Origin of the sequence: Streptomyces sp. NPDC058678 (genome assembly GCF_042714835.1) — a bacterium.
Lineage (GTDB): Bacteria > Actinomycetota > Actinomycetes > Streptomycetales > Streptomycetaceae > Streptomyces.
Genome location: NZ_JBHXSG010000022.1, coordinates 65,918 through 90,489, shown reverse-complemented (window position 1 = coordinate 90,489; position 24,572 = coordinate 65,918). Strand labels below are relative to the sequence as shown.

General features: G+C 70.5%; 21 protein-coding genes. 19 read left to right on the top strand and 2 right to left on the bottom strand.

The window, feature by feature from the left end:
- Nucleotides 1-36 precede the first annotated feature (36 nt).
- Nucleotides 37-807, bottom strand: a complete 771-nt coding sequence (locus ACFWWR_RS21155; protein ID WP_384304739.1) for a DeoR/GlpR family DNA-binding transcription regulator — start codon at nt 805-807, stop codon at nt 37-39.
- Nucleotides 808-1,072: 265 nt separating this feature from the next.
- Nucleotides 1,073-1,897: an NAD-dependent epimerase/dehydratase family protein gene (locus tag ACFWWR_RS21150; protein ID WP_383865171.1), complete on the bottom strand. Its 825-nt coding sequence runs from the start codon at nt 1,895-1,897 to the stop codon at nt 1,073-1,075.
- Between the two features lie 242 nt (nt 1,898-2,139).
- On the opposite strand from ACFWWR_RS21150, the gene ACFWWR_RS21145 reads away from it, so the two are divergent.
- The 19 genes from ACFWWR_RS21145 (at nt 2,140) to ACFWWR_RS21055 (ending at nt 24,569) form a co-directional block, all read left to right on the top strand.
- Nucleotides 2,140-3,081, top strand: coding sequence for a 5-dehydro-4-deoxyglucarate dehydratase (locus ACFWWR_RS21145; RefSeq protein WP_383865173.1), 942 nt, complete (start codon nt 2,140-2,142; stop codon nt 3,079-3,081).
- A complete protein-coding gene (locus ACFWWR_RS21140; protein WP_384304736.1) occupies nt 3,078-4,241 on the top strand; it encodes a hypothetical protein in 1,164 nt (387 codons plus the stop codon). Before ACFWWR_RS21145 ends, ACFWWR_RS21140 begins: the two co-directional genes overlap by 4 nt.
- A 429-nt stretch (nt 4,242-4,670) precedes the next feature.
- Nucleotides 4,671-5,264, top strand: a complete 594-nt coding sequence (locus tag ACFWWR_RS21135; protein ID WP_383865177.1) for a TIGR03086 family metal-binding protein — start codon at nt 4,671-4,673, stop codon at nt 5,262-5,264.
- Between the two features lie 43 nt (nt 5,265-5,307).
- A complete protein-coding gene (locus ACFWWR_RS21130; RefSeq protein WP_383865179.1) occupies nt 5,308-6,066 on the top strand; it encodes an MBL fold metallo-hydrolase in 759 nt (252 codons plus the stop codon).
- A gap of 145 nt (nt 6,067-6,211) precedes the next feature.
- Nucleotides 6,212-6,880 carry a GntR family transcriptional regulator gene (locus ACFWWR_RS21125; RefSeq protein WP_383865181.1) on the top strand — a complete coding sequence of 223 codons (669 nt, stop codon included), beginning with the start codon at nt 6,212-6,214 and terminating at the stop codon, nt 6,878-6,880.
- Complete coding sequence (locus tag ACFWWR_RS21120; protein ID WP_383865183.1) at nt 6,877-7,785, top strand: dihydrodipicolinate synthase family protein; 909 nt, start codon at nt 6,877-6,879, stop codon at nt 7,783-7,785. The genes ACFWWR_RS21125 and ACFWWR_RS21120 overlap by 4 nt, the downstream gene beginning before the upstream one ends.
- Nucleotides 7,782-9,518 (top strand): L-arabinonate dehydratase, encoded by a 1,737-nt coding sequence (araD, locus tag ACFWWR_RS21115; RefSeq protein WP_383865185.1) that lies wholly within the window; start codon nt 7,782-7,784, stop codon nt 9,516-9,518. Before ACFWWR_RS21120 ends, araD begins: the two co-directional genes overlap by 4 nt.
- Nucleotides 9,519-9,631: 113 nt before the next feature.
- Nucleotides 9,632-10,567: a carbohydrate ABC transporter permease gene (locus ACFWWR_RS21110; RefSeq protein WP_383865187.1), complete on the top strand. Its 936-nt coding sequence runs from the start codon at nt 9,632-9,634 to the stop codon at nt 10,565-10,567.
- The gene (locus tag ACFWWR_RS21105; RefSeq protein ID WP_383865189.1) at nt 10,564-11,460 is read left to right on the top strand and encodes a carbohydrate ABC transporter permease; all 897 of its coding nucleotides are present in this window, start codon (nt 10,564-10,566) and stop codon (nt 11,458-11,460) included. Before ACFWWR_RS21110 ends, ACFWWR_RS21105 begins: the two co-directional genes overlap by 4 nt.
- Complete coding sequence (locus tag ACFWWR_RS21100) at nt 11,457-12,749, top strand: polysaccharide lyase family 1 protein (protein WP_384304733.1); 1,293 nt, start codon at nt 11,457-11,459, stop codon at nt 12,747-12,749. Before ACFWWR_RS21105 ends, ACFWWR_RS21100 begins: the two co-directional genes overlap by 4 nt.
- Complete coding sequence (locus ACFWWR_RS21095) at nt 12,746-13,888, top strand: Gfo/Idh/MocA family protein (RefSeq protein ID WP_384304730.1); 1,143 nt, start codon at nt 12,746-12,748, stop codon at nt 13,886-13,888. Before ACFWWR_RS21100 ends, ACFWWR_RS21095 begins: the two co-directional genes overlap by 4 nt.
- Nucleotides 13,888-14,733, top strand: coding sequence for a PmoA family protein (locus tag ACFWWR_RS21090; RefSeq protein ID WP_384304728.1), 846 nt, complete (start codon nt 13,888-13,890; stop codon nt 14,731-14,733). The genes ACFWWR_RS21095 and ACFWWR_RS21090 overlap by 1 nt, the downstream gene beginning before the upstream one ends.
- Nucleotides 14,734-14,741: 8 nt before the next feature.
- Entirely contained in the window at nt 14,742-16,298 is a 1,557-nt protein-coding gene (locus tag ACFWWR_RS21085; protein ID WP_383865310.1) for a family 43 glycosylhydrolase, read from the top strand.
- Between the two features lie 55 nt (nt 16,299-16,353).
- Complete coding sequence (locus ACFWWR_RS21080; RefSeq protein WP_384304725.1) at nt 16,354-18,327, top strand: pectinesterase family protein; 1,974 nt, start codon at nt 16,354-16,356, stop codon at nt 18,325-18,327.
- Between the two features lie 49 nt (nt 18,328-18,376).
- Nucleotides 18,377-19,726 (top strand): ABC transporter substrate-binding protein, encoded by a 1,350-nt coding sequence (locus ACFWWR_RS21075; protein ID WP_383865199.1) that lies wholly within the window; start codon nt 18,377-18,379, stop codon nt 19,724-19,726.
- Between the two features lie 149 nt (nt 19,727-19,875).
- Entirely contained in the window at nt 19,876-20,673 is a 798-nt protein-coding gene (locus tag ACFWWR_RS21070) for a rhamnogalacturonan acetylesterase (RefSeq protein ID WP_383865201.1), read from the top strand.
- Between the two features lie 28 nt (nt 20,674-20,701).
- Nucleotides 20,702-22,015, top strand: a complete 1,314-nt coding sequence (locus tag ACFWWR_RS21065) for a polysaccharide lyase family 1 protein (protein WP_383865203.1) — start codon at nt 20,702-20,704, stop codon at nt 22,013-22,015.
- Nucleotides 22,016-22,377: 362 nt separating this feature from the next.
- Nucleotides 22,378-23,541 carry a pectinesterase family protein gene (locus ACFWWR_RS21060; protein ID WP_384304723.1) on the top strand — a complete coding sequence of 388 codons (1,164 nt, stop codon included), beginning with the start codon at nt 22,378-22,380 and terminating at the stop codon, nt 23,539-23,541.
- Nucleotides 23,541-24,569, top strand: coding sequence for a pectinesterase family protein (locus ACFWWR_RS21055; protein ID WP_383865207.1), 1,029 nt, complete (start codon nt 23,541-23,543; stop codon nt 24,567-24,569). The genes ACFWWR_RS21060 and ACFWWR_RS21055 overlap by 1 nt, the downstream gene beginning before the upstream one ends.
- Nucleotides 24,570-24,572 lie beyond the last annotated feature (3 nt).

Genomic DNA, 24,572 nt, shown 5'->3' with positions numbered 1-24,572 from the left:
GTGTGGAGGCACCCTGTGCAGGGGGTGAGTCGGATTTCAGACGCGGATGACCTGTGGTCCCAGCAGCGAGTAGCGGTGGGCCTCGGCCGTCGGCAGCAGCGTGCTCGTCACGATCGTCTCCAGTACGTCGACCTCCGCGAACCGGCAGAAGCTGACCGCCCCGAACTTGCTGTGCACGCCCGCGAACACCGTGCGGCGCGCGGCCCGGATCGCCTGCGCCTTGACCTCGCTGACCGCGGGGTCGGGTGTGGTCAGGCCGTGCTCGCGGGAGATGCCGTTGGCGCCGATGTAGGCGAGGTCGACGACGAAGCCGGCCAGCATCTTCGTCGTCCAGTGGTCCACGGTGGCGAGGGTGCCGGAGCGGACCCGGCCGCCGAGCAGCAGTACGGAGATGCCGTCGGCCTCGGCCAGTGCGCCCGCGACCGGCAGGGACGCGGTGACCACGGTCAGCGGCCGGTCCCTGGGCAGTGCCTCGGCGATGAGCTGCGGGGTGAAGCCCTCGTCGACGAAGACCGTCTCGGCGTCCCCGAGCAGTTCGGCCGCGGCGGCCGCGATCCGGCGCTTCTCGGGGACGTGGCTGGTGGCGCGGAACGCGAGCGTCGTCTCGAAGCCCGCGCTCTCCACCGGATAGGCGCCGCCGTGGGTGCGGCGGACCAGGCCGTGGTCCTCCAGGGCGCGCAGATCCCGTCGTACGGTCTCCTTGGCCACGCCCAGCTCGGCGGCGAGCGCGGTGACGTCGACCGAGCCGGTGGCGCGCGCGACCCGCACGATCTCCCGCTGACGCTCTTCTGCCGTCCTGATGTTCATGGCCGACACCTGCCTCCGTGCTGCCGCCCTGCCCGTTCGGGCCCTGTTCGGCCCATGGGGGAAGTTCTACAGCCGGTGCGCGGCACTGACCAGGTCTGTTGGGGGCCCGATACTGCCCGGGTGTGCCCGTTCACCGCCGGCCGCGCCCGTCTCGGACCTGCGGTGCCGGGCGTCGGCGCGTGGGACCGGGCAGCGCGGGTGCCCGAACACGGCGGCGGGCGGGCCCGTTCGGTGCCCGCCCGCCGTGGTGTGTTGCCTGCAAGTACTAGTACGGCCAGATCGGCGGGTCGCTCACGAAGTGGCCGCCCAGGTAGGCGTGCGCCACGTTCTCCGGGTCCAGCTCGCCCTGTTCGGCGATCAGCTTCTCGGCGTACGGCTCGGAGTCGTCCTGCGGTTCGTAGCCGAGGCCCCGCGCGGTGGTCAGGTCCCACCACAGGCGCGTGTTGGCGGAGGAGCCGTAGACGACGGTGTGCCCGACGCCCTCGGCGGTCAGGGCCGCGTGGAAGAGGCGGGCGCCGTCGGCGGGGCTCATCCACACCGAGAGCATGCGCACGCTGGTCGGCTCGGGGAAGCAGGAGCCGATGCGCACGGAGACGGTCTCGATGCCGTGCTTGTCCCAGTAGAACTGTGCGAGGTCCTCGCCGAAGGCCTTGGACAGGCCGTAGAAGGTGTCCGGCCGGTGCGGGGTGTCGATGGGGATGAGGGCGTCCGGATCAACCGGAGTGTCGCCATGGGGGCGTGGGGTGAAGCCGACGGCGTGGTTGGAGGAGGCGAAGACGATCCGCTCGATGCCCTCCTCGCGGGCGGCCTCGTACAGGTTGTACGTGCCCACGATGTTCGCGCCGAGGATCTTCTCGAAGGGGGCTTCCAGGGAGATGCCCGCGAGGTGGATGATCGCGTCGACACCCCGCACGGCCTCGCGCACCGCGTCCTTGTCGGCGAGGTCCGCGGCGATCGCGTCCGGCTCGCCGTCGATGGGGCGCAGGTCGAGCAGGCGCAGTTCATAGCCGAAGGCCGGGAGCAGGTTCTGCATCAGGGAGCCGAGTCCACCGGCTGCGCCGGTGAGCAGAACGGTGCGGGGAGCGGGCATCCTCGGGTCTCCTTGGGTCCGCCGCCTGTGACCAGGTAGGCGCATGCGTGGACAGCATTCACATTCGTGGACACGCTAGGGATCCGTGTCGCGTCCCGTCAAGTATGGCGGGGAGCTGGTAAATCCGCTTCTGCGACGCGGGTTTGCGCGCTTGACCGGCGCTGAAGGGGCTCTTTAGGGTGGAGTCGTTCATAAATATGGATGCAAATCATAAACATGAGCGCCTGTTCTAGGGAGAGCCCGTGACGTCTGCCCCCCTCGCCGCCCGGCTCGGCATCCCGAGCGGGCCCCTGTTCTTCCCCGTCACCGCCTACGGCCCCGACGGCTCCGTCGACCTCGACGTCTACCGCGCGCACGTGCGCCGCGGGGTGGAGGCCGGGGCCGCCGCCGTCTTCGCGTGCTGCGGCACGGGGGAGTTCCACGCGCTCGCGCCCGAGGAGTTCGAGGCGTGCGTGCGGGCGGCGGTGGAGGAGACGGCGGGCCGGGTGCCGGTCGTCGCGGGCGCCGGATACGGCACCGCGCTCGCCGTGCGCTACGCGCGGCTCGCCGAGGCGGCCGGGGCGGACGGGCTGCTCGCCATGCCGCCGTACCTGGTGGTCGCCGGGCAGGAGGGACTGCTGCGGCACTACCGGGAGGTGGCAGCGGCGACCGCGCTGCCGGTGATCGTCTACCAGCGCGACAACGCCGTGTTCACCCCCGAGAGCGTCGTCGAGCTGGCCCGCACGGACGGGATCATCGGCTTCAAGGACGGGCTCGGCGACCTGGACCTGATGCAGCGGATCGTGAGCGCCGTACGCACGGAGATCCCCGGCGGCTTCCTCTACTTCAACGGACTGCCGACCGCCGAGCAGACCCAGCTCGCCTACCGCGGCCTCGGCATCACCCTCTACTCCTCCGCCGTCTTCTGTTTCGCGCCCGAGATCGCCCAGGCCTTCTACGAGGCCCACAGGACCGGCGACGACACCACCGCTCACCGCCTCCTCGACGGCTTCTACCGGCCCTTCGTCGAACTGCGCGCCCAGGGCCGCGGCTACGCCGTCGCCCTCGTCAAGGCCGGCGTACGGCTGCGCGGGCTCGACGTGGGGGAGGTGCGGCCCCCGCTGACCGAGCCGAGCGAGGATCATGTCAAGCAGCTCGCTCAGGTGATCGAGCGTGGGTACGCGATCCTCGAGGAGAACAAGTGAAGGCGTCGACATTCGTCTACCCCTGGGATGTCAACGGCGACCCGGAGGCCGCGGGACGCGTCGCCGCGCTCGGCGTGCAGCAGGTGACCCTCGCGGCCGCCTACCACTCCACCCGCGCCCTGACCCCCCGCCACCCGCGCCACCGCATCGTCACCGCCGAGCACGCGGCCGTCCTCTATCCCACGGACGACCGTTGGCAGGGGCGACAGCTGCGCCCGTACGCCGCCGGGGACTGGGCTCCCGGGGACGCCTTCGGCGAGGCCGCCGACGCGCTCGCGCAGGCCGGTCTCGAGGTGCACACCTGGGTGGTCCTCGCGCACAACTCCCGCCTGGGCGCCGAACACCCGGGAACCTCGGTCGTCAACGCCTACGGCGACCGCTACCCGTGGGCCCCCTGCATCGCACAGCCCGCCACGCGCGCGTACCTCGTGGACCTGGCCGCCGAGGCCGCCGTACGCCCGGGTGCTGCCGGCACCGAGCTGGAGTCCCTCGGCTGGTACGGACTCCAGCACCTGCACGCCCACGACAAGACCGGCGGGGTCGGCCTCGGGGACGCCGGCCAGTACCTGATGGCGCTGTGCTTCTGCCCGTCCTGCCGGGAGGGGTACGGCCGACAGGGCCTGGACGCCGACGAGCTGGCCGCCGCCGTTCGGGCCGCGCTGGAGCCGGTGTGGCAGGGCGCGCCCGACGACGGAGGCTGGGCGGGGGTCGAGAAGCTCCTCGGGGAGGAGACGGCGGCCGCCACACGCGCGTGGCGCGACGAGAGGGCCCGCACGCTGCAGGAGGCGGCCGTCGCCGCGGTCCGCGCGGCCGCTCCCGAGGGCTTCCAGGTGCTGCTGCACGCCGACCCCGAGACCCACCACGTCGGTGCCAACCCGGGCGTCGACCCCGCGCACATCCTGTCCGTCGCGGACGGCGTGGTCGTGCCGTGCGCGGGCGGTCCCGGCCTGCTGACGCCCTTCGCGCAGCAGCGGCGGGCGGGCGCCGTCATCGCCGCCAACCTCGGGATGGTCTCGGGCATGGGCGGCAGCCCGGGCACGGTCCGCGCGGACGCCGTGCGGGCCCGGGAGCTCGGCGCCACCGAACTGCGGCTGTATCACGCGGGGCTGGCGTCGGACGACGACCTGGCCGCCGTACGCACGGGGTTCAGCGAACTCTGAGCAGGGCCTCCGGCACCAGCGCCGACTCGGCTGAGGCCGGGGGCCGGATCGGGCAGGTGCCGTAGGGGGAGCGGGGGCCGGGCCGAAATCCGTCGGGGCCCGTCGGTCATGCCGCTGGGGCGCGTGCGGCACCCGGCCCGGCGGCAAGGGTCATGAGCAGGCGGCGCCCCGTCGGGGGCCTCGGTTCCTGGGCCCTGACCGGCATCGGCCTGCGTGCGGGTTTCCGAGGTGCGATGCCGGCCCGGCGGCAAGGGTCATGAGCAGGCGGCGCCCCGTCGGGGGCCTCGGCTTCTGGGCCCTGACCGGCATCGGCCTGCGTGCGGGTTTCCGAGGTGCGATGAGTTTCCGGGGGGCTGCCGGTCTACCCCCAGGAGACCGCACCCGCAGGAGTCCGTACCCGCAGGGCTTCGCACCCCGGAGGAGCAGCACATGACCGACCCGACACCTCTCGATCTCGGACCGCAGACCCGGATCGTCGCGCGTCTCGCGGAGGGAGTGTCCGACGCGCAGCTCGAAGGCGCGACACCGTGCCCGGACATGGCGGTGCGCAACCTGCTGGGACACCTGACCGGCCTGGCCGTCGCCTTCCGCGACGCCGGCCGCAAGGACCTGGGCGTCACGACCGACACCGATCCGGATGCCACGGTGCCCGACATCGGCCCCGGCTGGCGCGAGGAACTGCCCAAGGTCCTCGACGAACTCGCCGACGCCTGGCGCGACCCGGCCGCGTGGACCGGCATGACCCGCGCGGGCGGCGTGGACCTGCCGGGCGCGGTCGCCGCCATGGTCGCGGTCGACGAACTGGTGGTCCACGGCTGGGACCTGGCCCGTGCCACCGGGCAGCCGTACGTCCCTGACCCCGCCGCACTGCAGGCGTCGTACGACTTCCTCCTCGCCTCCGCCGACGACCCCGGCCGCGGTGAGATCTTCGGCCCGATCGTCCCGGTCCCCGCAAAGGCCTCGCTGCTCGACCGGGCGGTGGGGCTGAGCGGGCGGGACCCGGGGTGGTCGCCGAGGCCGTGATCGGCGGGCGGTGCGGCCCGGGGCGGCGAACTACGCTCCCCGCATGCCCCTCACTCTCACCCTCACCGTCCTCGGCACCGCCTCCCCGCATCCGCGGCCGGACCGGCCCTGCTCCGGCTATCTGGTGCGCGGTGGCGGTGCCGAGGTGTGGGTGGACGCCGGGCCGGGGACCTTCGCGGAGTTGCAGCGGCACACCGATCCGGCACGGCTCAGCGCCATCTGGATCTCCCATCTGCACGCCGATCACAACGCCGACCTGATCTCCGCCGTCTACGGGCTCGCCTACGGCGGACTCACCCCGGACGCCCCCATCCCCGTCTACGCCCCGGACGGCTGCGCGCAGCGCCTCGCCGGGTTCTTCGGGCGGCCGGACGCCGGGTTCCTGAGCGGGATCTTCGACTTCCGGACCCTGTACGACGGCCACACCGCCCGGCACGGCGAGCTGCTCCTCGCCGCGCACGAGGTCAAGCACGACGTCGAGGCCTACGGACTGCGCGTCGAGACCGGCGGACGCGCCCTCGCGTACTCCGGTGACAGCGGACCCTGCGCCGCGCTCACCGGTCTCGCACACCGCGCCGACCTCTTCCTCTGTGAGGCCGACATCGACGCGCATCGCGAAGGCGAACAGGTTCATCTGACACCGGAGGACGTCGGCGACACGGCCCGCGCGGCCGGTGTGGGGCAGTTGCTGGTGACGCATGTCGGGCCCACGCTCACCCCCGAGGCGGCGACCGCCCGTGCCGCGGCGGTCTTCGGCGGGCCGACCGCCGCCGCCCGGGTCGGGGAGACCCGGTCCGTCTAGGCGGTCTTTACCGCAACCTCACCTTCCTTTGTCAGAAGCATTGACGAAACACACACCTCCTCCCTACCTTCAACGCGTCGTACTTCGTACGTCATATATGAGACGCGATACGTGAGATCCGATACGCGATATCCGAGAGGCGCGCATGACCTCTGTGCCCACGCCGATCCCCTCCCGCACGCAGTACGTGCTGGAAGGGATCAAACACCGCATCCTCACCGGGCAGCTGACCCCGGGGCAGGCTCTGGTCGAGACCGAGCTCGCCGCGCAGTTCGGGGTGTCCAAGACCCCGGTGCGCGAGGCGCTCAAGACCCTGGCCGGCACCGGGCTCGTCGTGATGAACCAGTACAAGGGCGTCACGGTGCGCATGGTGGACGCGGACATGGCGCGCGAGGTCTACGACGTCCGGCTGCTCCTGGAGCCCGAGGCGCTGAAGCGTGCCGTGAGGCGTGGGGCGTCCCTCGACGCCGCCCGCTCCGCGCTGACCAGGGCCGACGAGGCCACCGACACCGCCGAACGCTCCCTGGCCAACCGGGAGTTCCACCGCGCCCTCTACCTGCCGTGCGGCAACCCGCTGCTCGGCCGGATGCTCGACGAGGTGCGCGACCAGGCGGCCCTCGTCTCCGCCGTCGCCTGGGCGGCCTCGCCGTCCTGGGAGCGGGAGGCCGGCGAGCACCGGGAGATCCTGCGGCTCGCCCTCGCCGGTGACGCCGACGGAGCCGCACGCGCCCTTCACGCGCACATCGGGTCGTTCGTGCAACGGGCCTTTCCGCAAGCGGAGTCCGGGGCCCAGGGAGAGGACGGTCAGGCATGACAACGACGTTCGAGACCCAGCGGACGGCCCTGGCCGACGTGGTGGCGATCCCGGTGACCCCGTTCGCCGAGGACGGCACCATCGACCAGGACACCCACCGGGCCCTGCTGCGTCGTCTGCTCGACGGGGGGGTCAGGACCCTCACCCCCAACGGCAACACCGGGGAGTTCTACGCCCTCACCCCCCGGGAGCGGCAGCTCGTCACCGAGTGGACCGTCGACGAGGCCGGCGACCGTGCCGTGATCCTGGTCGGGGTCGGACACGACGTGCCGACCGCCATCGCCTCCGCACGGCACGCCCGTGAGCTCGGCGCCCAGATGGTCATGGTCCACCAGCCCGTCCACCCGTACGTCTCGCAGAGCGGCTGGGTCGACTACCACCGCGCGATCGCCGAGGCGGTGCCCGAACTGGGCGTCGTCCCCTACATCCGCAACGCCCAGCTGCACGGCGTCCGTCTCGCCGAACTCGCCGACGCCTGCCCCAACGTCATCGGCGTGAAGTACGCCGTCCCGGACGCGGCCAGATTCGCGGCGTTCGCCCGCGACGCCGGGCTCGACCGCTTCGTGTGGGTCGCGGGACTCGCCGAGCCGTACGCCCCCTCGTACTTCTCCGCGGGCGCCACCGGCTTCACCTCGGGACTCGTGAACGTCGCCCCGTCCGTCTCGCTGAACATGATCGAGGCGCTTCGGTCCGGCGACTTCCCGGCCGCGATGAAGGTCTGGGAGCAGATCCGCCGCTTCGAGGAGCTCCGTGCGGCCAACGGGTCCGCCAACAACGTCACCGTCGTCAAGGAGGCCCTCGCCTCCCTCGGCCTGTGCCGCCGCGAGGTCCGGCCGCCGAGCAGGCACCTGCCCGAGGAAGAGCGGGCGGAAGTCGCCGCCATAGCCGCCGGGTGGTCCATATGAACGAGCCCACCAGAAGGCGCCCCGAAGACCTCAGAAGCCACCAGTGGTACGGCACCGACGGCCTGCGCTCCTTCAGCCACCGCGCCCGCACCCGCCAGCTCGGCTACCTGCCCGAGGAGCACCTCGGCAAGCCGGTCATCGCGATCCTCAACACCTGGTCCGACATCAACCCCTGTCACGTCCATCTGCGGGACCGCGCGCAGGCGGTGAAGCGGGGGGTGTGGCAGGCCGGGGGTTTCCCGCTCGAGTTCCCGGTCTCCACGCTCAGCGAGACCTTCCAGAAGCCGACCCCGATGCTCTACCGCAACATGCTGGCGATGGAGACCGAGGAACTGCTGCGGTCCTATCCGGTCGACGGGGCCGTGCTCATGGGCGGCTGCGACAAGTCCACGCCCGCACTGCTCATGGGCGCCGCGACCGTCGACCTGCCCGCCGTCTTCGTGCCCGCCGGGCCCATGCTGCCGGGCCACTGGCGCAACGAGATCCTCGGCTCCGGCACCGACATGTGGAAGTACTGGGACGACAAGCGGGCCGGCCTCATCGGCGACTGCGAGATGACCGAACTGGAGTCCGGACTCGCCCGCTCACCCGGCCACTGCATGACGATGGGTACGGCGTCCACACTGACCGCCGCCGCCGAGGCGCTCGGCGTCACGGTCCCGGGTGCCTCCAGCATCCCGGCCGTCGACTCCGGGCACGACCGGATGGCAGCCGCCGCGGGTCTCCGGATCGTCGAACTGGTCCACAAGGACCGCAAGTTGAGCGAGATCCTCACCCGTGACGCCTTCGAGGACGCGGTCACCACCGTGCTCGGCCTCGGCGGCTCCACCAACGCGGTGATCCACCTGATCGCCATGGCGGGCCGGGCCGGAGTCAAGCTCACCCTGGACGACTTCGACCGCATCGCCCGCACGGTCCCGGTGCTCGCCAACGTACGGCCCGGCGGACAGACCTACCTGATGGAGGACTTCCACTTCGCCGGCGGTCTGCCCGGTTTCCTCTCCCGGATCCCGGACCTGCTCCACCTGGAGCGGCCCACCGTCTCGTACGACACCCTGCGCGAGCAGATCACCGGCGCGCAGGTGCACAACGACGACGTCATCCGGCTCCGGGACAACCCGGTCGCGACCGAGGGCGGGGTCGCCGTCCTGCGCGGCAACCTCTGCCCGGACGGCGCGGTCATCAAGCACATCTCCGCCGAGCCGCACCTGCTCAAGCACACCGGCCCCGCGGTCGTCTTCGACGACTACCGGACCATGCAGCGGACCATCAACGACCCGTCGCTGGACATCACCGCCGACAGCGTGCTGGTGCTGCGCAACGCCGGGCCCAAGGGCGGCCCGGGCATGCCCGAGTACGGCATGCTGCCCATCCCCGACCACCTGCTCAAGCAGGGTGTGCGGGACATGGTCCGGATCTCCGACGCCAGGATGAGCGGCACGAGTTACGGCGCGTGCGTCCTGCACGTGGCACCCGAGTCGTACATCGGCGGACCGCTGGCCCTGGTCCGGACCGGTGACAGCATCACCCTCGACGTCGAGGCCCGCGTCCTCCATCTCCACGTGGACGACGAGGAGTTGGAACGCCGACGGGCCGAGTGGACGCCGCCCCCGGTGCGCTACGAGCGCGGCTACGGCGCGCTCTACAACGAACAGATCACCCAGGCCGACACGGGCTGCGACTTCGAGTTCCTGGCCCGCCCCGGCAAGGTGCAGGACCCGTACGCGGGCTGAACCGCCGTACCCCCGCTCGGACAAGAACCAGGCGCGCACTGAGAGAAAGCGCTTCACCCGAACGCGAAACACCCGCACCAGAACGCACGACGTACCAGAAACGGAGAACAGTCATGGCCCAAGCCGCAGCCGTGGCGAAACCGCCGGGGCCACCCCGGCGACGCCGTGCCTCCGCCACGCCGCGCAGGCTCCCTTACCTGCTGATCGCGCCGGCGGCCCTGCTCATGCTGGGCTTCATCGCCTACCCGGTCATCAGCGTCTTCTACTACAGCCTGCAGAACTACAACCCCACCAAACCGTGGCGGAACGGCTACGCGGGCTTCGACAACTTCGTCCACGCCTTCACCGACGACCCCATCTTCTGGGACACGCTGACCTTCAGCGCCAAGTGGGTCGTCGTCGAGGTCGGGCTCCAGCTGCTGTTCGGTCTGGCGCTGGCCCTCATCGTCAACCAGACCTTCGTGGGCCGCTCGCTGGGCCGCGCCATGGTCTTCTCCCCGTGGGCCGTCTCCGGCGTCCTCACCTCCGCGATCTGGGTGCTGCTCTACAACTCCCAGACGGGCATCACCCGTTACCTGGCGGACATGGGCATCGGCTCCTACGGCACCAGCTGGCTGTCGGACACCTCGACCGTGTTCTCGGCGGCGGTCGTCGCCGACCTGTGGCGCGGTGTCCCGTTCTTCGCCATCCTCATCCTCGCCGACCTGCAGTCCGTCTCGAAGGACCTGTACGAGGCGGCCGAGGTCGACGGGGCGAGCCGGATCAAGCAGTTCTGGCACATCACGCTGCCGCACCTGAAGGACGCGATCGTCCTGTCCACGCTGCTGCGCGCGGTGTGGGAGTTCAACAACGTCGACCTCCTCTACACCCTCACGGGCGGCGGACCCGCCGGCGAGACGACGACACTCCCGCTCTACATCGCCAACACCAGCGTCGACGCCCACAACTTCGGCTACGCGTCCGCCCTGACCACGGTGGCGTTCGTGATCCTGCTCTTCTGCTCCATGGTCTATCTGCGCCTGAGCAAGTTCGGAGGTGGGGACAAGTGAGCACCAAGGAGGCCACCGCGGTGGCACCGGCCCCCCGGCGCACGGTTCCCGAACCGCAGCGTCCGGTCAAGAAGCGCCCCGCCTGGGACGAGGCCCCTCGCTGGCAGATCTACCTGCCGCTGTCGATCTACCTCGTCTTCACCCTGATCCCGTTCTACTGGATCCTGCTCTTCGCGCTGCGCCCGGCGGGCTCCACCTCGCTCGTGCCCTGGCCCATCACCTTCGACCACTTCGAGAAGGTGTGGACGGAGCGCAGCTTCGCCACCTACTTCGAGAACAGCCTGCTCGTCGGTCTCGCCACCCTGGTGATGACGACCCTCGTCGCGCTGGCCGGCGGCTACGCGCTCGCCCGGTTCAACTTCAAGGTCAAGCAGGCCTTCATGCTGGCCCTGCTGTGCTCCCAGTTCGTGCCGGGCGCGCTGCTCCTGGTCCCGCTGTTCGAGATCTTCGCCGAGCTCCAGATGATCAACTCGCTGGGCAGTGTCATCATCGCGGAGACCGTCTTCCAGCTTCCGCTGTCGATCATCCTGATCAGCAACTTCATCAAGAACGTGCCGTACTCGCTGGAAGAGGCGGCCTGGGTCGACGGCTGCAACCGGTTCACCGCCTTCAGGATCGTCGTCCTGCCGCTGTTGCGGCCCGGCCTGATCGCCGTCGGTTCCTTCGCCTTCGTGCACTCCTGGAACCACTTCCTGTTCGCCCTGATGTTCCTGAACAACCAGAACAAGCAGACCATCCCGGTCGGCCTCAACACCCTGATGAGCGCGGACAGCGTCGACCTCGGCGCGCTCGCCGCGGGCGGCATCATCGCGGCCGTACCCGTCGTGATCGTGTTCGCCTTCATCCAGAAGTGGCTGATCACGGGCTTCAGCGCAGGGGCGGTGAAGGGATGAGGAAGCGTCACCTCGGCCTCGCCCTGGGCCTGTTGGGGATGCTCTGCGTCCCCGCCCACGCCGAGGCCCGTGACATCAGCCGCGAGACCCTGGCCCCGAACGACGGCTGGGCGGCCGCCGACGGCGGCACCACCGGGGGCGCGGCGGCCGACGACGCCCACGTCTACACGGTCACCGACCGCGCCGGACTGGTCCGCGCCCTCGACGGCGGCAGCGCCACCCCGAAGATCATCAAGATCGCCGGGACCATCGACGCCAACACCGACGACGACGGCGACCACCTGGACTGCGCCGACTACACCACCGGCGGCTACAGCCTGAAGAAGTACCTGGCCGCCTACGATCCCCGCACCTGGGGTTCGGCCCCGCCCAGCGGCCCGCAGGAGGAGGCCCGCCAGGCGTCGGCGGCCCGGCAGGCGGAGCGGGTCGTGCTGCCGGTCGGCTCCAACACCACGATCGTCGGCCTCGGCTCCAAGGCCGTCCTCAAGGGCGGCAGCCTCCAGGTCAACAACGCGGACAACGTGATCATCCGCAACCTCGAACTCCGCGACGCCTACGACTGCTTCCCCGTCTGGCAGCCCAACAACGGCGGCCTCGGCGACTGGAAGACGGCGTACGACACCCTCTGGCTGCGCGGTGCCACCCACGTCTGGGTCGACCACGTCACAGCCTCCGACAAGGGCCACCCGGACGAGAAGGAACCCACCTACTTCGCCCGCAACTACCTCCGCCACGACGGCCTGCTGGACATCACCAACGGCTCCGACCTGGTCACCGTCTCCTGGAGCCGCTTCGCCGACCACGACAAGGCGATGCTCATCGGCAACAGCGACTCGGCCACCGGCGACCGCGGCAAGCTCCGGGTGACCCTGCACCACAACGAGTTCGAGTCCGTCGTCCAGCGCGCCCCGCGCGTCCGCTTCGGCCAAGTGCACCTCTACAACAACCGGTACGTCGTCCCGGAGGACGCCCACGACTACCGCTACTCCATCGGGGTGTCCACCGAGTCGGCGATCCATGCCGAGAACAACGCCTTCACCACGCCCGGCCACATCGAGGCAGCCGACCTGGTCAAGAGCTGGAACGGCAGCGCCCTGCACCAGAGCGGCAGCCTCTTCAACGGCTATCCGGTGGACCTGCTCACGATCTACAACGCCTACAACTCGGCCAGTGAGCGTGACCTCACGGCCGACGTCGGCTGGACACCTACCCTGCACACAAAGATCGACAGCGCCGAGGCGGCCGACCGAGAGGTGGCACGCGGCGCGGGCGCAGGGAGGACCCCATGACCGTAGACATCGTCCTGGCGGGCGCGCGTGGCCACGGCCACTGGCACCTGGACAACATCCGCAGGCTCCAGGACAAGGGGATCGTCCGGCTCGCCGGCATCTGCGAGCTGACCCCGCTGACCGAGGACGAGCTCCCCGAGGGCCTCGGCACGCCCGAGCAGTCCGCGGACTTCGGGGCCCTCCTCGACTCGACCGGCGCCCGGATCGCGGTGATCTGCACGCCGATCCCCACCCACACGGACCTGGCACTGACGGCCGCGCGAAGGGGCGTGCACCTCCTCCTGGAGAAGCCGCCCGCCCCCTCGTACGCCGAGTTCCGCCGCATGGCGGACGGGGTCGCCGAGGCCGGGGTGGTCTGCCAGATCGGCTTCCAGTCGCTGGGCTCGCACGCCGTGCCCGCGGTCCGCGAGCTGATCGCCGAGGGCGCGATCGGCGACCTGGCCGGTGTCGGCGGGGCCGGCGCCTGGGCGCGTCCCGAGGCCTACTACCGGCGGGCACCCTGGGCGGGCAAACGGCGGCTGAACGGCGTCGACGTGATCGACGGGGCGCTGACCAACCCCCTCGCGCACGCCGTCGCCACCGCCCTCGCCCTGGCCGGCGCCCCGCGTGCCGAGGATGTCGCCGGGATCGAGACCGAGCTGCTGCGCGCCAACGACATCGAGTCCGACGACACCTCCTGCGTCCGCGTCACCACCACGCAGGGCCTGCCGGTGACCGTGGCCGCGACCCTGTGCGCCGAGGACCCCGACGAGCCGTACGTCGTCGCGCACGGCAGCCGCGGCCGGATCACCTTCTGGTACAAGCAGGACCGCGTGCTGCTCCAGCGGGCCGACCACGGCCCGGAGGAGTACGAGTACGGCCGCACCGACCTGCTGGAGAACCTCGTCGAGCACCTCGCCGACGGCGTGGAGCTGCTGGTCACGCCGGACGTGACGGGCTCCTTCATGAAGGTCGTCGAGGCGATCCGCCAGGCCCCCGACCCGGCCCCGCTGCCGGAGGGCGTCTGGCAGCTGCTCCCCGACGAGCAGCGCCGGGTCGTACCCGGCATCGACGGCCTCGTCGCGGCCGCCGCCGACAACCTCGCCCTCTACTCCGAGCTGGGCGCCCCCTGGGCCCTACCGAAAGAGGTGAGCACGTGATGACGACCAACGACTCGCCGGTGCTGCGCGTCGCGGGCCGACCGGTCGGCCGGTACGTCACCCGGCCCGAGCTGCCGGCCCGGCTCTCCCCGCGCCCGTACCTGCACCCCGTCACCACCCTGGCCGGCACGGCGGTGACCGAGCTCAGCCCCGCCGACCACACACACCACCTCGGCGTCGGTGTCGCCGTTCCCGACGTCGAGGGGTTCAACTTCTGGGGCGGACGCACCTACGTCCGCGACCAGGGCCCGACCGAGCTCGACAACCACGGTGCCCAGAGGCACACGGCGTTCCAGCTCCGTGACCCCGACGGGTTCGTGGAGGAGTTGCGCTGGGTGGCCGCGGGCGGTGAGCTGCTGCGTGAACGCCGTACCGTCGCCGCCTCCGAACTCACCGACACCGCGTGGGCGTTGGACTTCACCTTCTCCCTGACCAACGTCACCGCCGACCCGCTGTCGATCGGCAGCCCGGCGACGAACGGCCGCCCCGGCGCGGCCTACGGCGGCTTCTTCTGGCGGGCCCGCAAGGAGGACGAGGCCCCGCAGGTCTTCACCGCCGGCGCCGAGGGCGAGGCCCGGATCCACGGCGCCCGCGCGGACTGGATCGCCCTGGCCGGCGCCACCTGGACCCTGGTCTTCGCCGGGGCCACCGAGCGGACCCGCCGGGACCCGTGGTTCGTCCGCACCGCCGAGTACCCGGGCGTCGGCTCGTCCCTCGCGCACGAGGAACGGGTGCCGATCGAGCCGGGCGACACCGTCGTACGCCGGATCGTCACCGTGGTCGCCGACGGCCGCCTCGACCGGGACGGGGCCGCGGCCCTCATCCGCAAGGCGGTGAGCCTGTGAACGCCGACATGAACCCGAGTCCCGTTCCGACCGCCGAGACGAACCCGGAGGCCGTTCCCACCGTCGAGACGTATACGAACCCCGTCCTGAACGCCGACTGGTCCGACCCGGACGTCGTGCGTGTGGGCGACGACTTCTACCTCACCGCGTCCAGCTTCGGCCGCGCCCCGGGGCTGCCCCTGCTGCACTCCCGCGATCTGGTCAACTGGACCCTGGTCGGCCACGCGCTGGAACGCCTGGAACCGGCGAGCGAGTTCAGGTCCCCGCGGCACGACTGCGGAGTCTGGGCGCCTGCGTTACGCCACTATGATGACCGGTTCTGGATCTTCTGGGGCGACCCCGACCAGGGAATCTTCCAGATCAACGCCGCTGAGATTCGCGGCCCTTGGACGCGCCCCCACCTGTTGAAGGAGGGCAAGGGGCTCATCGACGCCTGTCCCCTGTGGGACGAGGAGACCGGCGAGGCCTACCTGGTGCACGGCTGGGCCAAGTCGCGCTCGGGAATCAAGAACCGGCTCACCGGCCACCGTATGCACCCGGACGGCACGTCACTGCTCGACGAGGGCAAGGTGATCGTCGACGGAGACCGCATCCCCGGCTGGTTCACCCTCGAAGGACCCAAGCTCTACCGGCACGACGGCTGGTTCTGGATCTTCGCCCCGGCCGGGAGCGTGGAGACCGGCTGGCAGGGCGCCTTCCGCTCGCGCGGCTTCTTCGGGCCGTACGAGGAGAAGATCGTCCTGGAGCAGAAGGACACCGACGTCAACGGCCCCCACCAGGGCGGCTGGGTGCGCACCCCGTCCGGCGAGGACTGGTTCCTGCACTTCCAGCAGCGCGGTGCCTACGGCCGTGTCGTCCACCTCCAGCCGATGCGCTGGGGCGCGGACGGCTGGCCGGTGCTCGGCGACGACGGCGCCCCCGTGGCCGTACACAGGAAGCCCGACCTGCCGCCGCAGACGGCCGCCGCGCCCGCCACCGACGACGACTTCCCCGGCGGACGCTTCGGCCGCCAGTGGCAGTGGACGGCCAACCCGCAGGACGGCTGGGCCACCCAGCACTCCGGGGACGGCCTCAGGCTGGCCTGCGTCCGCTCGGTCGACGCGCACGACCTGCGCAAACTGCCGAACGTCCTCACCCAGCGGCTTCCGGGCGTCCCGTCCGCCGTCGAGGTGGAGCTGACCCTGCACGGCGAGGAGCCGGGAGCACGGGCCGGGCTCGCGGTCCTCGGCGACGCGTTCAGCTGGATCGGACTGCAGCGGGGCGCCGACGGGACGGTCCACCTGGTGCACCGGTTCGCCGAGGCGGTGGCCGAGAAGGAACGCGACGCCGACCACCCGCGGCTCGCGCCCGAGGGGCGGGCCAGGCTGCGCGTCGAGATCGGCGCCGGAGCACGCTGCCGCTTCTTCCACGACGTCGGTGACGGCCTGCGCCCCTCCGGCCAGGTCTTCGCCGCCACCCCCTGGCGCTGGGTCGGCGCCCTGCTCGGCCTGTTCGCCCTCGCGCCCGTCGGCCCGGGACATGCCGGCGCGGCGAGTTTCACGCAATTCAGGATCAGTCCGCTGTAGAGCACCGCTCGCGTACGTCTGTCATCGCACCGTAGAACGCCTCTTGGGAGCCGCAATGACGCACCCCCATAGCAAGCGCTTGCCGAGATCTGGGCACGGCAGAGTCGTGGCCGCCGTGCTCGGCCTGGTGGCCGCCCTGTGCCTCGGGGCGGTCGGTGAGGCGAAGGCCGCAGCCCCTTCTTCGGCGGCCGACCGCTGGACCGACCGGGCCCACGGCTTCGCCTCCCTGGCCGGCGGCACCACCGGCGGCGCGGGGGGCAAGGTCGTGACCGTCACCGACCAGGCCGCGCTGGCGAAGTACGCGGCGGCCGAAGAGCCGTACGTCATACGGGTGTCGGGATCGGTCGCCGTCGAGCCGTTCGGTTCGGACATCGTCGTGACCTCGAACAAGACGATCATCGGCGTCGGCGACACCGGCGAGATCGTCCACGGGGAATTCCACCTGAACCCAGGCACCAGCAATGTCATCATCCGCAACCTGACGATCCGCGACTCCTACGTCGAGGGCGACTGGGACGGCAAGACGACCGACTTCGACGCGATCCAGATGGACACCGTCGACCACGTGTGGATCGACCACAACCGCTTCACGCACATGGGCGACGGGCTGCTCGACATCCGCAAGGACAGCCAGTACATCACCGTCTCCTACAACCAGTTCAGCACCCACAACAAGGCGTTCGGGATCGGCTGGACCACCAACGTCCAGACCCAGATCACCATCGACCACAACTGGTTCACGGGCACCAAGCAGCGCAATCCCTCCGCGGACAACTGTGCCTACGCCCACCTCTACAACAACTACCTGTCGGCGCAGGTGGCCGACGGCGACCCGGTGTGGACGTACGGGAACTGGGCGCGCGGCAAGACCAGGATGGTCCTGGAGAACAGCTACTTCGACGGCGTCCAGCATCCCTACCAGGCCGATGCCACCGCCGAGTTGGTCGAGCGCGGGTCGATCCTCAGGAACACGACCGGGCGGACCGACGAGTGGGGTGCCGCCTTCGATCCTCGGGAGTTCTACGACTACCGGCTGGATCCGGCGGCCGCCGTGCCGGCCCTCGTGAAGCGGTTCTCCGGCCCGCAGCAGCGGATCGGTACCACCCTCCACGTTCCGGCCGACTACCCGACCGTGCAGGCCGCCGTGGACGCCGTGCCCGACGGCAACGCCGTGCCCGTGACGATCGCGGTCGCGCCGGGCACGTACCGGGCGAAGGTCCTGATCCCCGCGACGAAGCCGAACATCGTGCTCCAGGGGACTGGACAACGCCGGTCCGACACCGTCATCGTCTACGACACGCCCGCCGCGTACGGCGGCTCCACCGGGAGCGCGACCGTACGGATCGCCGCGAACGACGTCACGGCCCGCAACCTCACCTTCAGCAACGACTTCGACGAGGCCGCGCACGAGCTCAGCGCCGAGCAGGCGCTCGCGATGAAGACGACCGGCGACCGGATCGTCTTCGAGAACACCGCCTTCCTGGGCAACCAGGACACCCTGATGACCGACAGCCCCAAGCTGGACGTGATCAGCCGGGTCTACATCCGCGACTCGTACATCGAGGGCGATGTCGACTTCGTCTACGGACGCGCGACCACCGTCATCGAGCGGTCCGTCATCAAGGCGCTCAGCCGGGGCTCCACCAGCAACAACGGCTACATCACCGCGGCTTCGACGTGGACGGGGAACCCGCACGGATTCCTGATCACCAGGTCGAAGATCGTGAGCGACGCGCCGGACGGGACCTTCCACCTCGGACGGCCCTGGCACCCGGGCGGTGAGCCGGCCGCGGTCGCCCAGGTGCTGATCCGCGACACCGAGCTGCCCGCCGCGGTCAAGTCCTCCCCGTGGACCGACATGAGCGGGTTCTCGTGGAAGGACGCGCGGTTCGCCGAGTACCGAAACTTCGGACCGGGAGCGGGCGTCACCGCGGACCGGCCGCAGCTGAGCGACGCCGACGCGAAGACGCACACCGTCGCGAACTACCTCACGGGCACGGACAACTGGGCTCCGTACGCCCGCCACTGACCCCCACAACTTCATGTCTCCGCTGGATCCAGAAGAAGAGAGCCGACCAATGAAGATCAGCATCCGTAGAAGCAGGCGCGCTGCCATAGCCGTCGCCCTGGGTTCCGTGCTCGCGCTCACCGCCACCGCCTGCGGTGACGACGGCAGCGGCTCCGGCGGTGACAAGGGCGCCGAGGGCAGCGGCAAGGGCAAGGTCCTCTTCTGGGACAACAACGGCGGTGTCCGCACCGACATCTGGAAGGAGATCATCGCCGACTTCGAGAAGGCGAACCCGGACATCGACGTCGAGTACGTCGGGATCGCCTCCACCGAGTACCAGTCCAAGGTCGACACCGCCATCCAGGGCGGCGGCCTGCCGGACGTCGGCGGTGTCGGCGCGGCGATGATCGCGGCGATCTCCGCGCAGAACGCGCTGGACCCGCTGGACGACCGCCTCGCCAAGTCCTCCCTCAACGGCAAGCTCAACGAGGACATGGTCAAGTCGCTGAAGGCCGCCGGCGGCGGTGACGGCACCCTGTACTCGATCCCGACCTCCGCCAACAACGGTGTCCTCTACTACCGCACCGACCTGTTCGAGAAGGCGGGCCTGGACGAGCCGACCACCTGGGACAAGTTCTACGAGGCCGCGGACAAGCTCACCAACAGCGGCAAGAACGAGTTCGGCTACACCATCCGTGGTGGCGCCGGATCCATCGCCCAGGCGCTGGACGCGATGTACGGGCAGTCCGGCATCACGTCCTTCTGGGACGCCGCCGGTGCGAAGACCACGGTCAACGACCCGAAGAACGTCGAGGCGCTGAAGAAGTACGCGGCCCTCTACAAGAAGGTCACGCCGGCGGCCGACCTGAACAACGACTTCACCAAGATGGTCGCCCAGTGGGACTCCGGCACGATCGGAATGCTGAACCACAACCTGGGCTCCTACCAGGACCACGTGAAGGCGTTCGGGACCGAGAAGTTCCGGGGTATTCCGCAGCCGATCGGTGCCTCCGGCAAGCGGGTCCAGGTGTCCAACCCGGTGGACGGGCTCGGGCTGTTCAAGACGTCCAAGAACAAGGAAGCCGCCTGGAAGTTCATCGAGTTCGCCACCTCCCACGCGGAGAACTCGAAGTTCAACGAGTCGGCCGGTCAGGTTCCGGCGAACAACGACGCCGCGAAGGACGCGTGGGTTTCGAAGGCCGAGCCCACGAAGCTGGCGGCCGACGCGCTGAGTGACGGTTCCACGAGCATTGTTCAGCTGCCGTACTACCTGCCTGACTGGGGCACCATCTCGAAGTCGGACAACGAGCCGAACTTCCAGAAGGTGCTGCTCGGGAAGATGACCGCGAAGGATTTCCTGGACACGCTGGCGGAGCAGTTGAACACGGCTCAGGCCGAATGGAACGAGCAGAAGGGCTAAGAGCTCGGCTGGTTCGGTATTACGGCTGGCTGCGGGTTTGTCGTGGCTGGTCGCGCGGTTTCCCCGCGCCCCTTCGGGGGCGCGGGGGGTACTCCCCCCACTTGAAAGGCACCGTTATCTCGTAAGGCCGTCGAGAAAGGCACATCGTCGTGTCGCTCACCCGCAGACAGGTCACCACCGCGGCGCTCGCCGCCGCTCCTCTCGCTTTTGCCGCAACCGGTACCGCGCAGGCCTCAGGCCGCCGTACGCGGACCCTCTATATCGCCGGTGACTCCACCGCCGCCCAGAAATACGCCGCCGCCGCCCCCGAGACCGGGTGGGGCATGGCGCTTCCGTTCTTCCTGCACAAGGATCGGCCCGTTTCCAATCACGCGGTGAACGGGCGGAGTTCGAAGAGTTTCGTCGACGAGGGACGTCTCGACGCCATACTCTCCGCGATCCGGCCGGGGGACTTTCTGCTCGTCCAGTTCGCGCACAACGACGAGAAGACCGAGGACCCCACTCGGTACACCGAGCCCTGGACGACGTACCAGGACTATCTGCGCCTGTACATCGAGGGCGCCCGGGCCCGTGGGGCCCGGCCGGTGCTCGCCACGTCCGTCGAGCGTCGCAGGTTCGACGCGAGCGGCAACGCCGTGCCGAGTCACGGCGAGTATCCGGCGGCGATGCGTGCGCTCGCCCAGGAGGAGCGCGTGGCGCTGCTCGACCTGCAGGCCCTGTCGCTCGCGCTGTGGCAGAAGCTCGGCGTCGAGGAGACGAAGAAGTACTTCAACTGGACCGCGACCGAGCAGGACAACACGCACTTCAACCCGCCGGGCGCGATCGCCGTGGCCCGGCTGGTCGCCGCCGAGCTGCTGCACCACCGGGTGCTGGGGCCCCAGGAAGTGCGCCGGCTCGACGCGGAGATCCCGGAGTCCTGGATCACCTGGCCGACGGCCACCGCGTAACCACCCTTCATCGAGAGAGAGCCGCACAATGAACGCACGTGTATGGCATGGGCATGTCACTACGAAGGTCGCCGCGCTGATCGGTTGCACCGCGCTCGTCCTCGGGGTCACCGGCACCACCGCCCAGGCCGGGTCCGGTGACGTCGGCCGCCAGGTCCTCGGGGCCAATGACGGCTGGGGCTCCGAGGGGGCGGGGACGACGGGCGGTTCGGCCGCGGACGCCGAGCACGTCTACACCGTCACCACCTGGGCGGAGTTCAAGGCCGCCCTGAAGGCCGGCGGCACCGCACCCAAGATCATCAAGGTGAAGGGGATGATCGACGCCGTCTCGGAGGGCTGCGATGCCTTCGTCGCCGGTGGCTACGACCTCCAGCAGTACCTGAAGGACTACGACCCGGCCGTCTGGGGCAACGACAAGGTGGCCAGCGGTCCGCAGGAGGACGCGCGGGTCGCGTCCGCCGCCAACCAGGACACGGCCATCAAGGCCAACGTGCCCAGCAACACCACCATCGTCGGCGTCGGCAGAAACTCCGGCATCCTCGGCGGCAGCCTCCAGATCAAGGGTGTCTCGAACGTCATCCTGCGCAACCTCACCATCGAGGCTCCGCTCGACTGCTTCCCGAAGTGGGACCCGACCGACGACAACAAGACCGGCAACTGGAACTCCGAGTACGACGCGGTGGTCGTCTTCGGCACCGACCACGTGTGGATCGACCACAACACGTTCACCGACGGGCGCTACCCCGACAGCGAGCGGCCGTCCTACTTCGGCAAGGTCTTCCAGCAGCACGACGGGCTGACGGACATCGTGCGCGGCTCCAACTACGTGACCGTGTCCTGGAACCGCTTCCAGGACCACGACAAGAACATGCTGATCGGCAACAGCGACAGCACCGCCGCTCTCGACTCCGGCAAGCTCAAGGTCACCATGCACCACAACCTCTTCGACGGGATCCTCCAGCGCTCCCCGCGTGTGCGGTTCGGTCAGGTCGACGTCTACAACAACCACTACGTGGTGTCCGAGGAGCAGAAGTCCGACTACTACATCTTCGGTGTCGGCATCTCCTCACAGCTCCACGCCACCCACAACGCGATCTCGCTGCCGGCCGGCACCAGCGTCGGCAAGGTCCTGAAGAAGTGGAACGACTCGCCGCTGACCGCTGAGAACAACCGCGTCAACGGCAAGCTGACCGACCTGATCGCCGTGCACAACGCGGAGATCCCAGCCGAGACCCTGCAGTCGGGCGCGGGCTGGACACCGACCCTGCGCACGAAGGTGGACCCGGCGAAGGCCGTACCGGCGATCGTCGGCCACCGGGCGGGCGCCGGCCGCCTGCGCTGACGTCCACCGGACCGCCGTGGGCGCCGGCGGCCTGTGCTGACGTCCACCGGACCGCCGTGGGCGCCGGCGGCCTGTGCTGACGCCCACCGGACCGCCGTGGGCGCCGGCGGCCTGTGCTGACGCCCACCGGACCGCCGTGGGCGCCGGCCGCCTGCGCTGACGCCCACCGGACCGCCGTGGGCGCCGGCCGCCTGTGACGCTCACCGGACCGCCGTGGGCGCCGGCCACAGCGCCGACGCCCACGAACCGGCCGGGGCGGGACCCCACCGCACCCCCGATCGGGGGCGCGCCCGCCCCGGCCCGCACCCCGCGAGGCACCGCACCGAACCACCCTGCCGAGCCGCACACCAAGGAGCACCCGCATGCCCTCGCCCCACCTCCACCTCCCCCTGTCCAGAAGGGGATTCCTGATGGCGAGCGCCGGAGCGGGCGCCGCGCTCGGGCTGGCCGCCCTGCCCGCCGAGGCCGCCGGCCGGCCCCGCCCGTTCGGCCGTTACGGGTCTCCGGCCGCACGCCTCACCCCGAAGACGCTCTACGTCGACCAGCGAGGCCGCGGCGACTTCACCACCGTCCAGGCCGCCGTGCGCGCCGCCACCACCGCCGGGTACACCCTGGTCATCGCGCCCGGCGTGTACCGCGAGACCGTGTCCGCCGGTGTCGTCGCCCCGGCCACCGGGCAGCGCACCGAGGCCGCCGCCGAGATGACCTGGATCGGCGCGAGCGAGAACCCGTGCGACGTCGTCATCGTCTACGACAACGCGGCCGGTACGACGAAGCCCGACGGCTCCGGAACCTACGGCACCACCGGCTCCGCCACCACCCTGATCCGCACCGACGGCTTCACCGCCCGCTGGATCACCTTCGCCAACGACTGGCTGCGCGCCGACCACCCCGAGATCACCGGCACCCAGGCCGTCGCCATCAAGGTCCTGGGCGACCGTTCGGCCTTCCACCACTGCCGTTTCCTCGGCCACCAGGACACCCTGTACGCCGACTCCTTCGCCCTGTCCGTCTTCGCCCGCCAGTACTACGCGCACTGCTACGTCGAGGGTGACGTCGACTTCGTCTTCGGCCGGGGCACCGCGGTCTACGAGAACTGCCACTTCCGCACCCTGAACCGCACCGACCCGTCCAGCGCCCCGTACGGCTTCGTCTTCGCGCCCTCCACGGCCGGCGCCAACCCGCTCGGCTACCTGGTGCTCCGCAGCCGGATCAGCAGCGAGGCCCCCGACGCGTACTACAAGCTGGCCCGCCCCTGGGTACCGAGCTCCGACACCACCGCCCGCCCGTCGCTCACCGTGCGGAACACCTGGCTCGGCCCGGGCATCGACGCGGTCGCGCCCTACACCAACATGTCGAACTCCTTCCCGTGGCAGAACCAGCGGTTCGCCGAGTACCGGAACACGGGCCCGGGCGCGGAGATCACGGTGCCCGCCAATCGTCCCCAACTCACCGACGAGCAGGCCGAGTCGGCGACGCGGGCCGCCTACCTCGGTGACTGGACGCCGTGGAAGGGGGAGCGTTGATGCGCAGGCGCGCGCTCCTCACGGGCATCGCCGGCGGGCTCGTGGTGGCAGCCGGTGCGGGTCCCGCACGGGCTGTCGGCCGCCGCGTCCTGCACGTCCGCCCCGGCGACTCGGTCCAGGCGGCCGTCGACGCGGTGACCGGCCCCGGCTGGACGATCGTCGTGCACCCGGGGACGTATCGCGAGGTCGTCAACGTGTCTGCCACCAAAGCAGAGTTGACCGTGCGCGGCGCCACCCGCGACCCGCGTGACGTCGTCATCGTGTACGACAACGCGAACGGCACCCAGAAGCCCGACGGCTCGGGCACGTACGGCACCGCGGGCTCCGCCACCTTCACCTCGGCGGCCCCCGGGCTCACCGTCCGTGACCTCACCCTCGCCAACGACTGGCTGCGCGCCGACCATCCCGAGATCACCGGGACACAGGCGGTGGCGGCGTACACGTACGGCGACCGCACGCACTTCGAGAACGTCCGCCTGCTGGCCCACCAGGACACCCTCTTCGTCGAGACGACCGCGCTGGACGTCTTCGACCGGCAGTACTTCCACCGCTGCTACATCGAGGGCGACGTCGACTTCGTCTTCGGCCGGGCGACCGCGGTCTTCGAGGACTGCCACTTCCGCACGCTGCGCAGGGACGTGTCCTTCACTCCGAAGGGCATGGTCTTCGCCCCGTCCACCGCCCGGGCCAACCCGCACGGCATCCTCGCCCTCCGCTCCCGGATCAGCTCGGCCGCGGAGGACGCGGCGTACAAACTGGCGCGGCCGTGGGTGCCGTCGTACGAGACGACCGCCCGGCCGTCCCTCGTCGTGCGGGACAGCCGGATCGGGCCCGGGATCGACGCGGTGGCGCCGTACACCAACATGCGCGAGGCGTATCCCTGGCAGACCATGCGGTTCCGGGAGTACCGCAACACCGGCCCGGGCGCGGCGATCACGGTGCCGGAGAACCGGCCCCAACTGACCCGCGCAGAGGCCGAATCGCACACCAAGTCCGCCTACCTCGGCGACTGGCGGCCCCGTGCGTAGGGC

Bases quoted from the DNA above. Each gene is read 5' to 3' on its own strand.
- ACFWWR_RS21060 (WP_384304723.1), top strand. From the start codon at position 22,378: ATGCCCTCGCCCCACCTCCACCTCCCCCTGTCCAGAAGGGGATTCCTG.
- ACFWWR_RS21090 (WP_384304728.1), top strand. From the start codon at position 13,888: ATGACGACCAACGACTCGCCGGTGCTGCGCGTCGCGGGCCGACCGGTC.
- ACFWWR_RS21080 (WP_384304725.1), top strand. From the start codon at position 16,354: ATGACGCACCCCCATAGCAAGCGCTTGCCGAGATCTGGGCACGGCAGA.
- ACFWWR_RS21135 (WP_383865177.1), top strand. From the start codon at position 4,671: ATGACCGACCCGACACCTCTCGATCTCGGACCGCAGACCCGGATCGTC.
- ACFWWR_RS21125 (WP_383865181.1), top strand. From the start codon at position 6,212: ATGACCTCTGTGCCCACGCCGATCCCCTCCCGCACGCAGTACGTGCTG.
- ACFWWR_RS21055 (WP_383865207.1), top strand. From the start codon at position 23,541: ATGCGCAGGCGCGCGCTCCTCACGGGCATCGCCGGCGGGCTCGTGGTG.
- ACFWWR_RS21110 (WP_383865187.1), top strand. From the start codon at position 9,632: ATGGCCCAAGCCGCAGCCGTGGCGAAACCGCCGGGGCCACCCCGGCGA.
- ACFWWR_RS21075 (WP_383865199.1), top strand. From the start codon at position 18,377: ATGAAGATCAGCATCCGTAGAAGCAGGCGCGCTGCCATAGCCGTCGCC.
- ACFWWR_RS21130 (WP_383865179.1), top strand. From the start codon at position 5,308: ATGCCCCTCACTCTCACCCTCACCGTCCTCGGCACCGCCTCCCCGCAT.
- ACFWWR_RS21120 (WP_383865183.1), top strand. From the start codon at position 6,877: ATGACAACGACGTTCGAGACCCAGCGGACGGCCCTGGCCGACGTGGTG.
- ACFWWR_RS21065 (WP_383865203.1), top strand. From the start codon at position 20,702: ATGAACGCACGTGTATGGCATGGGCATGTCACTACGAAGGTCGCCGCG.
- ACFWWR_RS21100 (WP_384304733.1), top strand. From the start codon at position 11,457: ATGAGGAAGCGTCACCTCGGCCTCGCCCTGGGCCTGTTGGGGATGCTC.
- araD (WP_383865185.1), top strand. From the start codon at position 7,782: ATGAACGAGCCCACCAGAAGGCGCCCCGAAGACCTCAGAAGCCACCAG.
- ACFWWR_RS21150 (WP_383865171.1), bottom strand. From the start codon at position 1,897: ATGCCCGCTCCCCGCACCGTTCTGCTCACCGGCGCAGCCGGTGGACTC.
- ACFWWR_RS21085 (WP_383865310.1), top strand. From the start codon at position 14,742: ATGAACCCGAGTCCCGTTCCGACCGCCGAGACGAACCCGGAGGCCGTT.
- ACFWWR_RS21095 (WP_384304730.1), top strand. From the start codon at position 12,746: ATGACCGTAGACATCGTCCTGGCGGGCGCGCGTGGCCACGGCCACTGG.
- ACFWWR_RS21155 (WP_384304739.1), bottom strand. From the start codon at position 807: ATGAACATCAGGACGGCAGAAGAGCGTCAGCGGGAGATCGTGCGGGTC.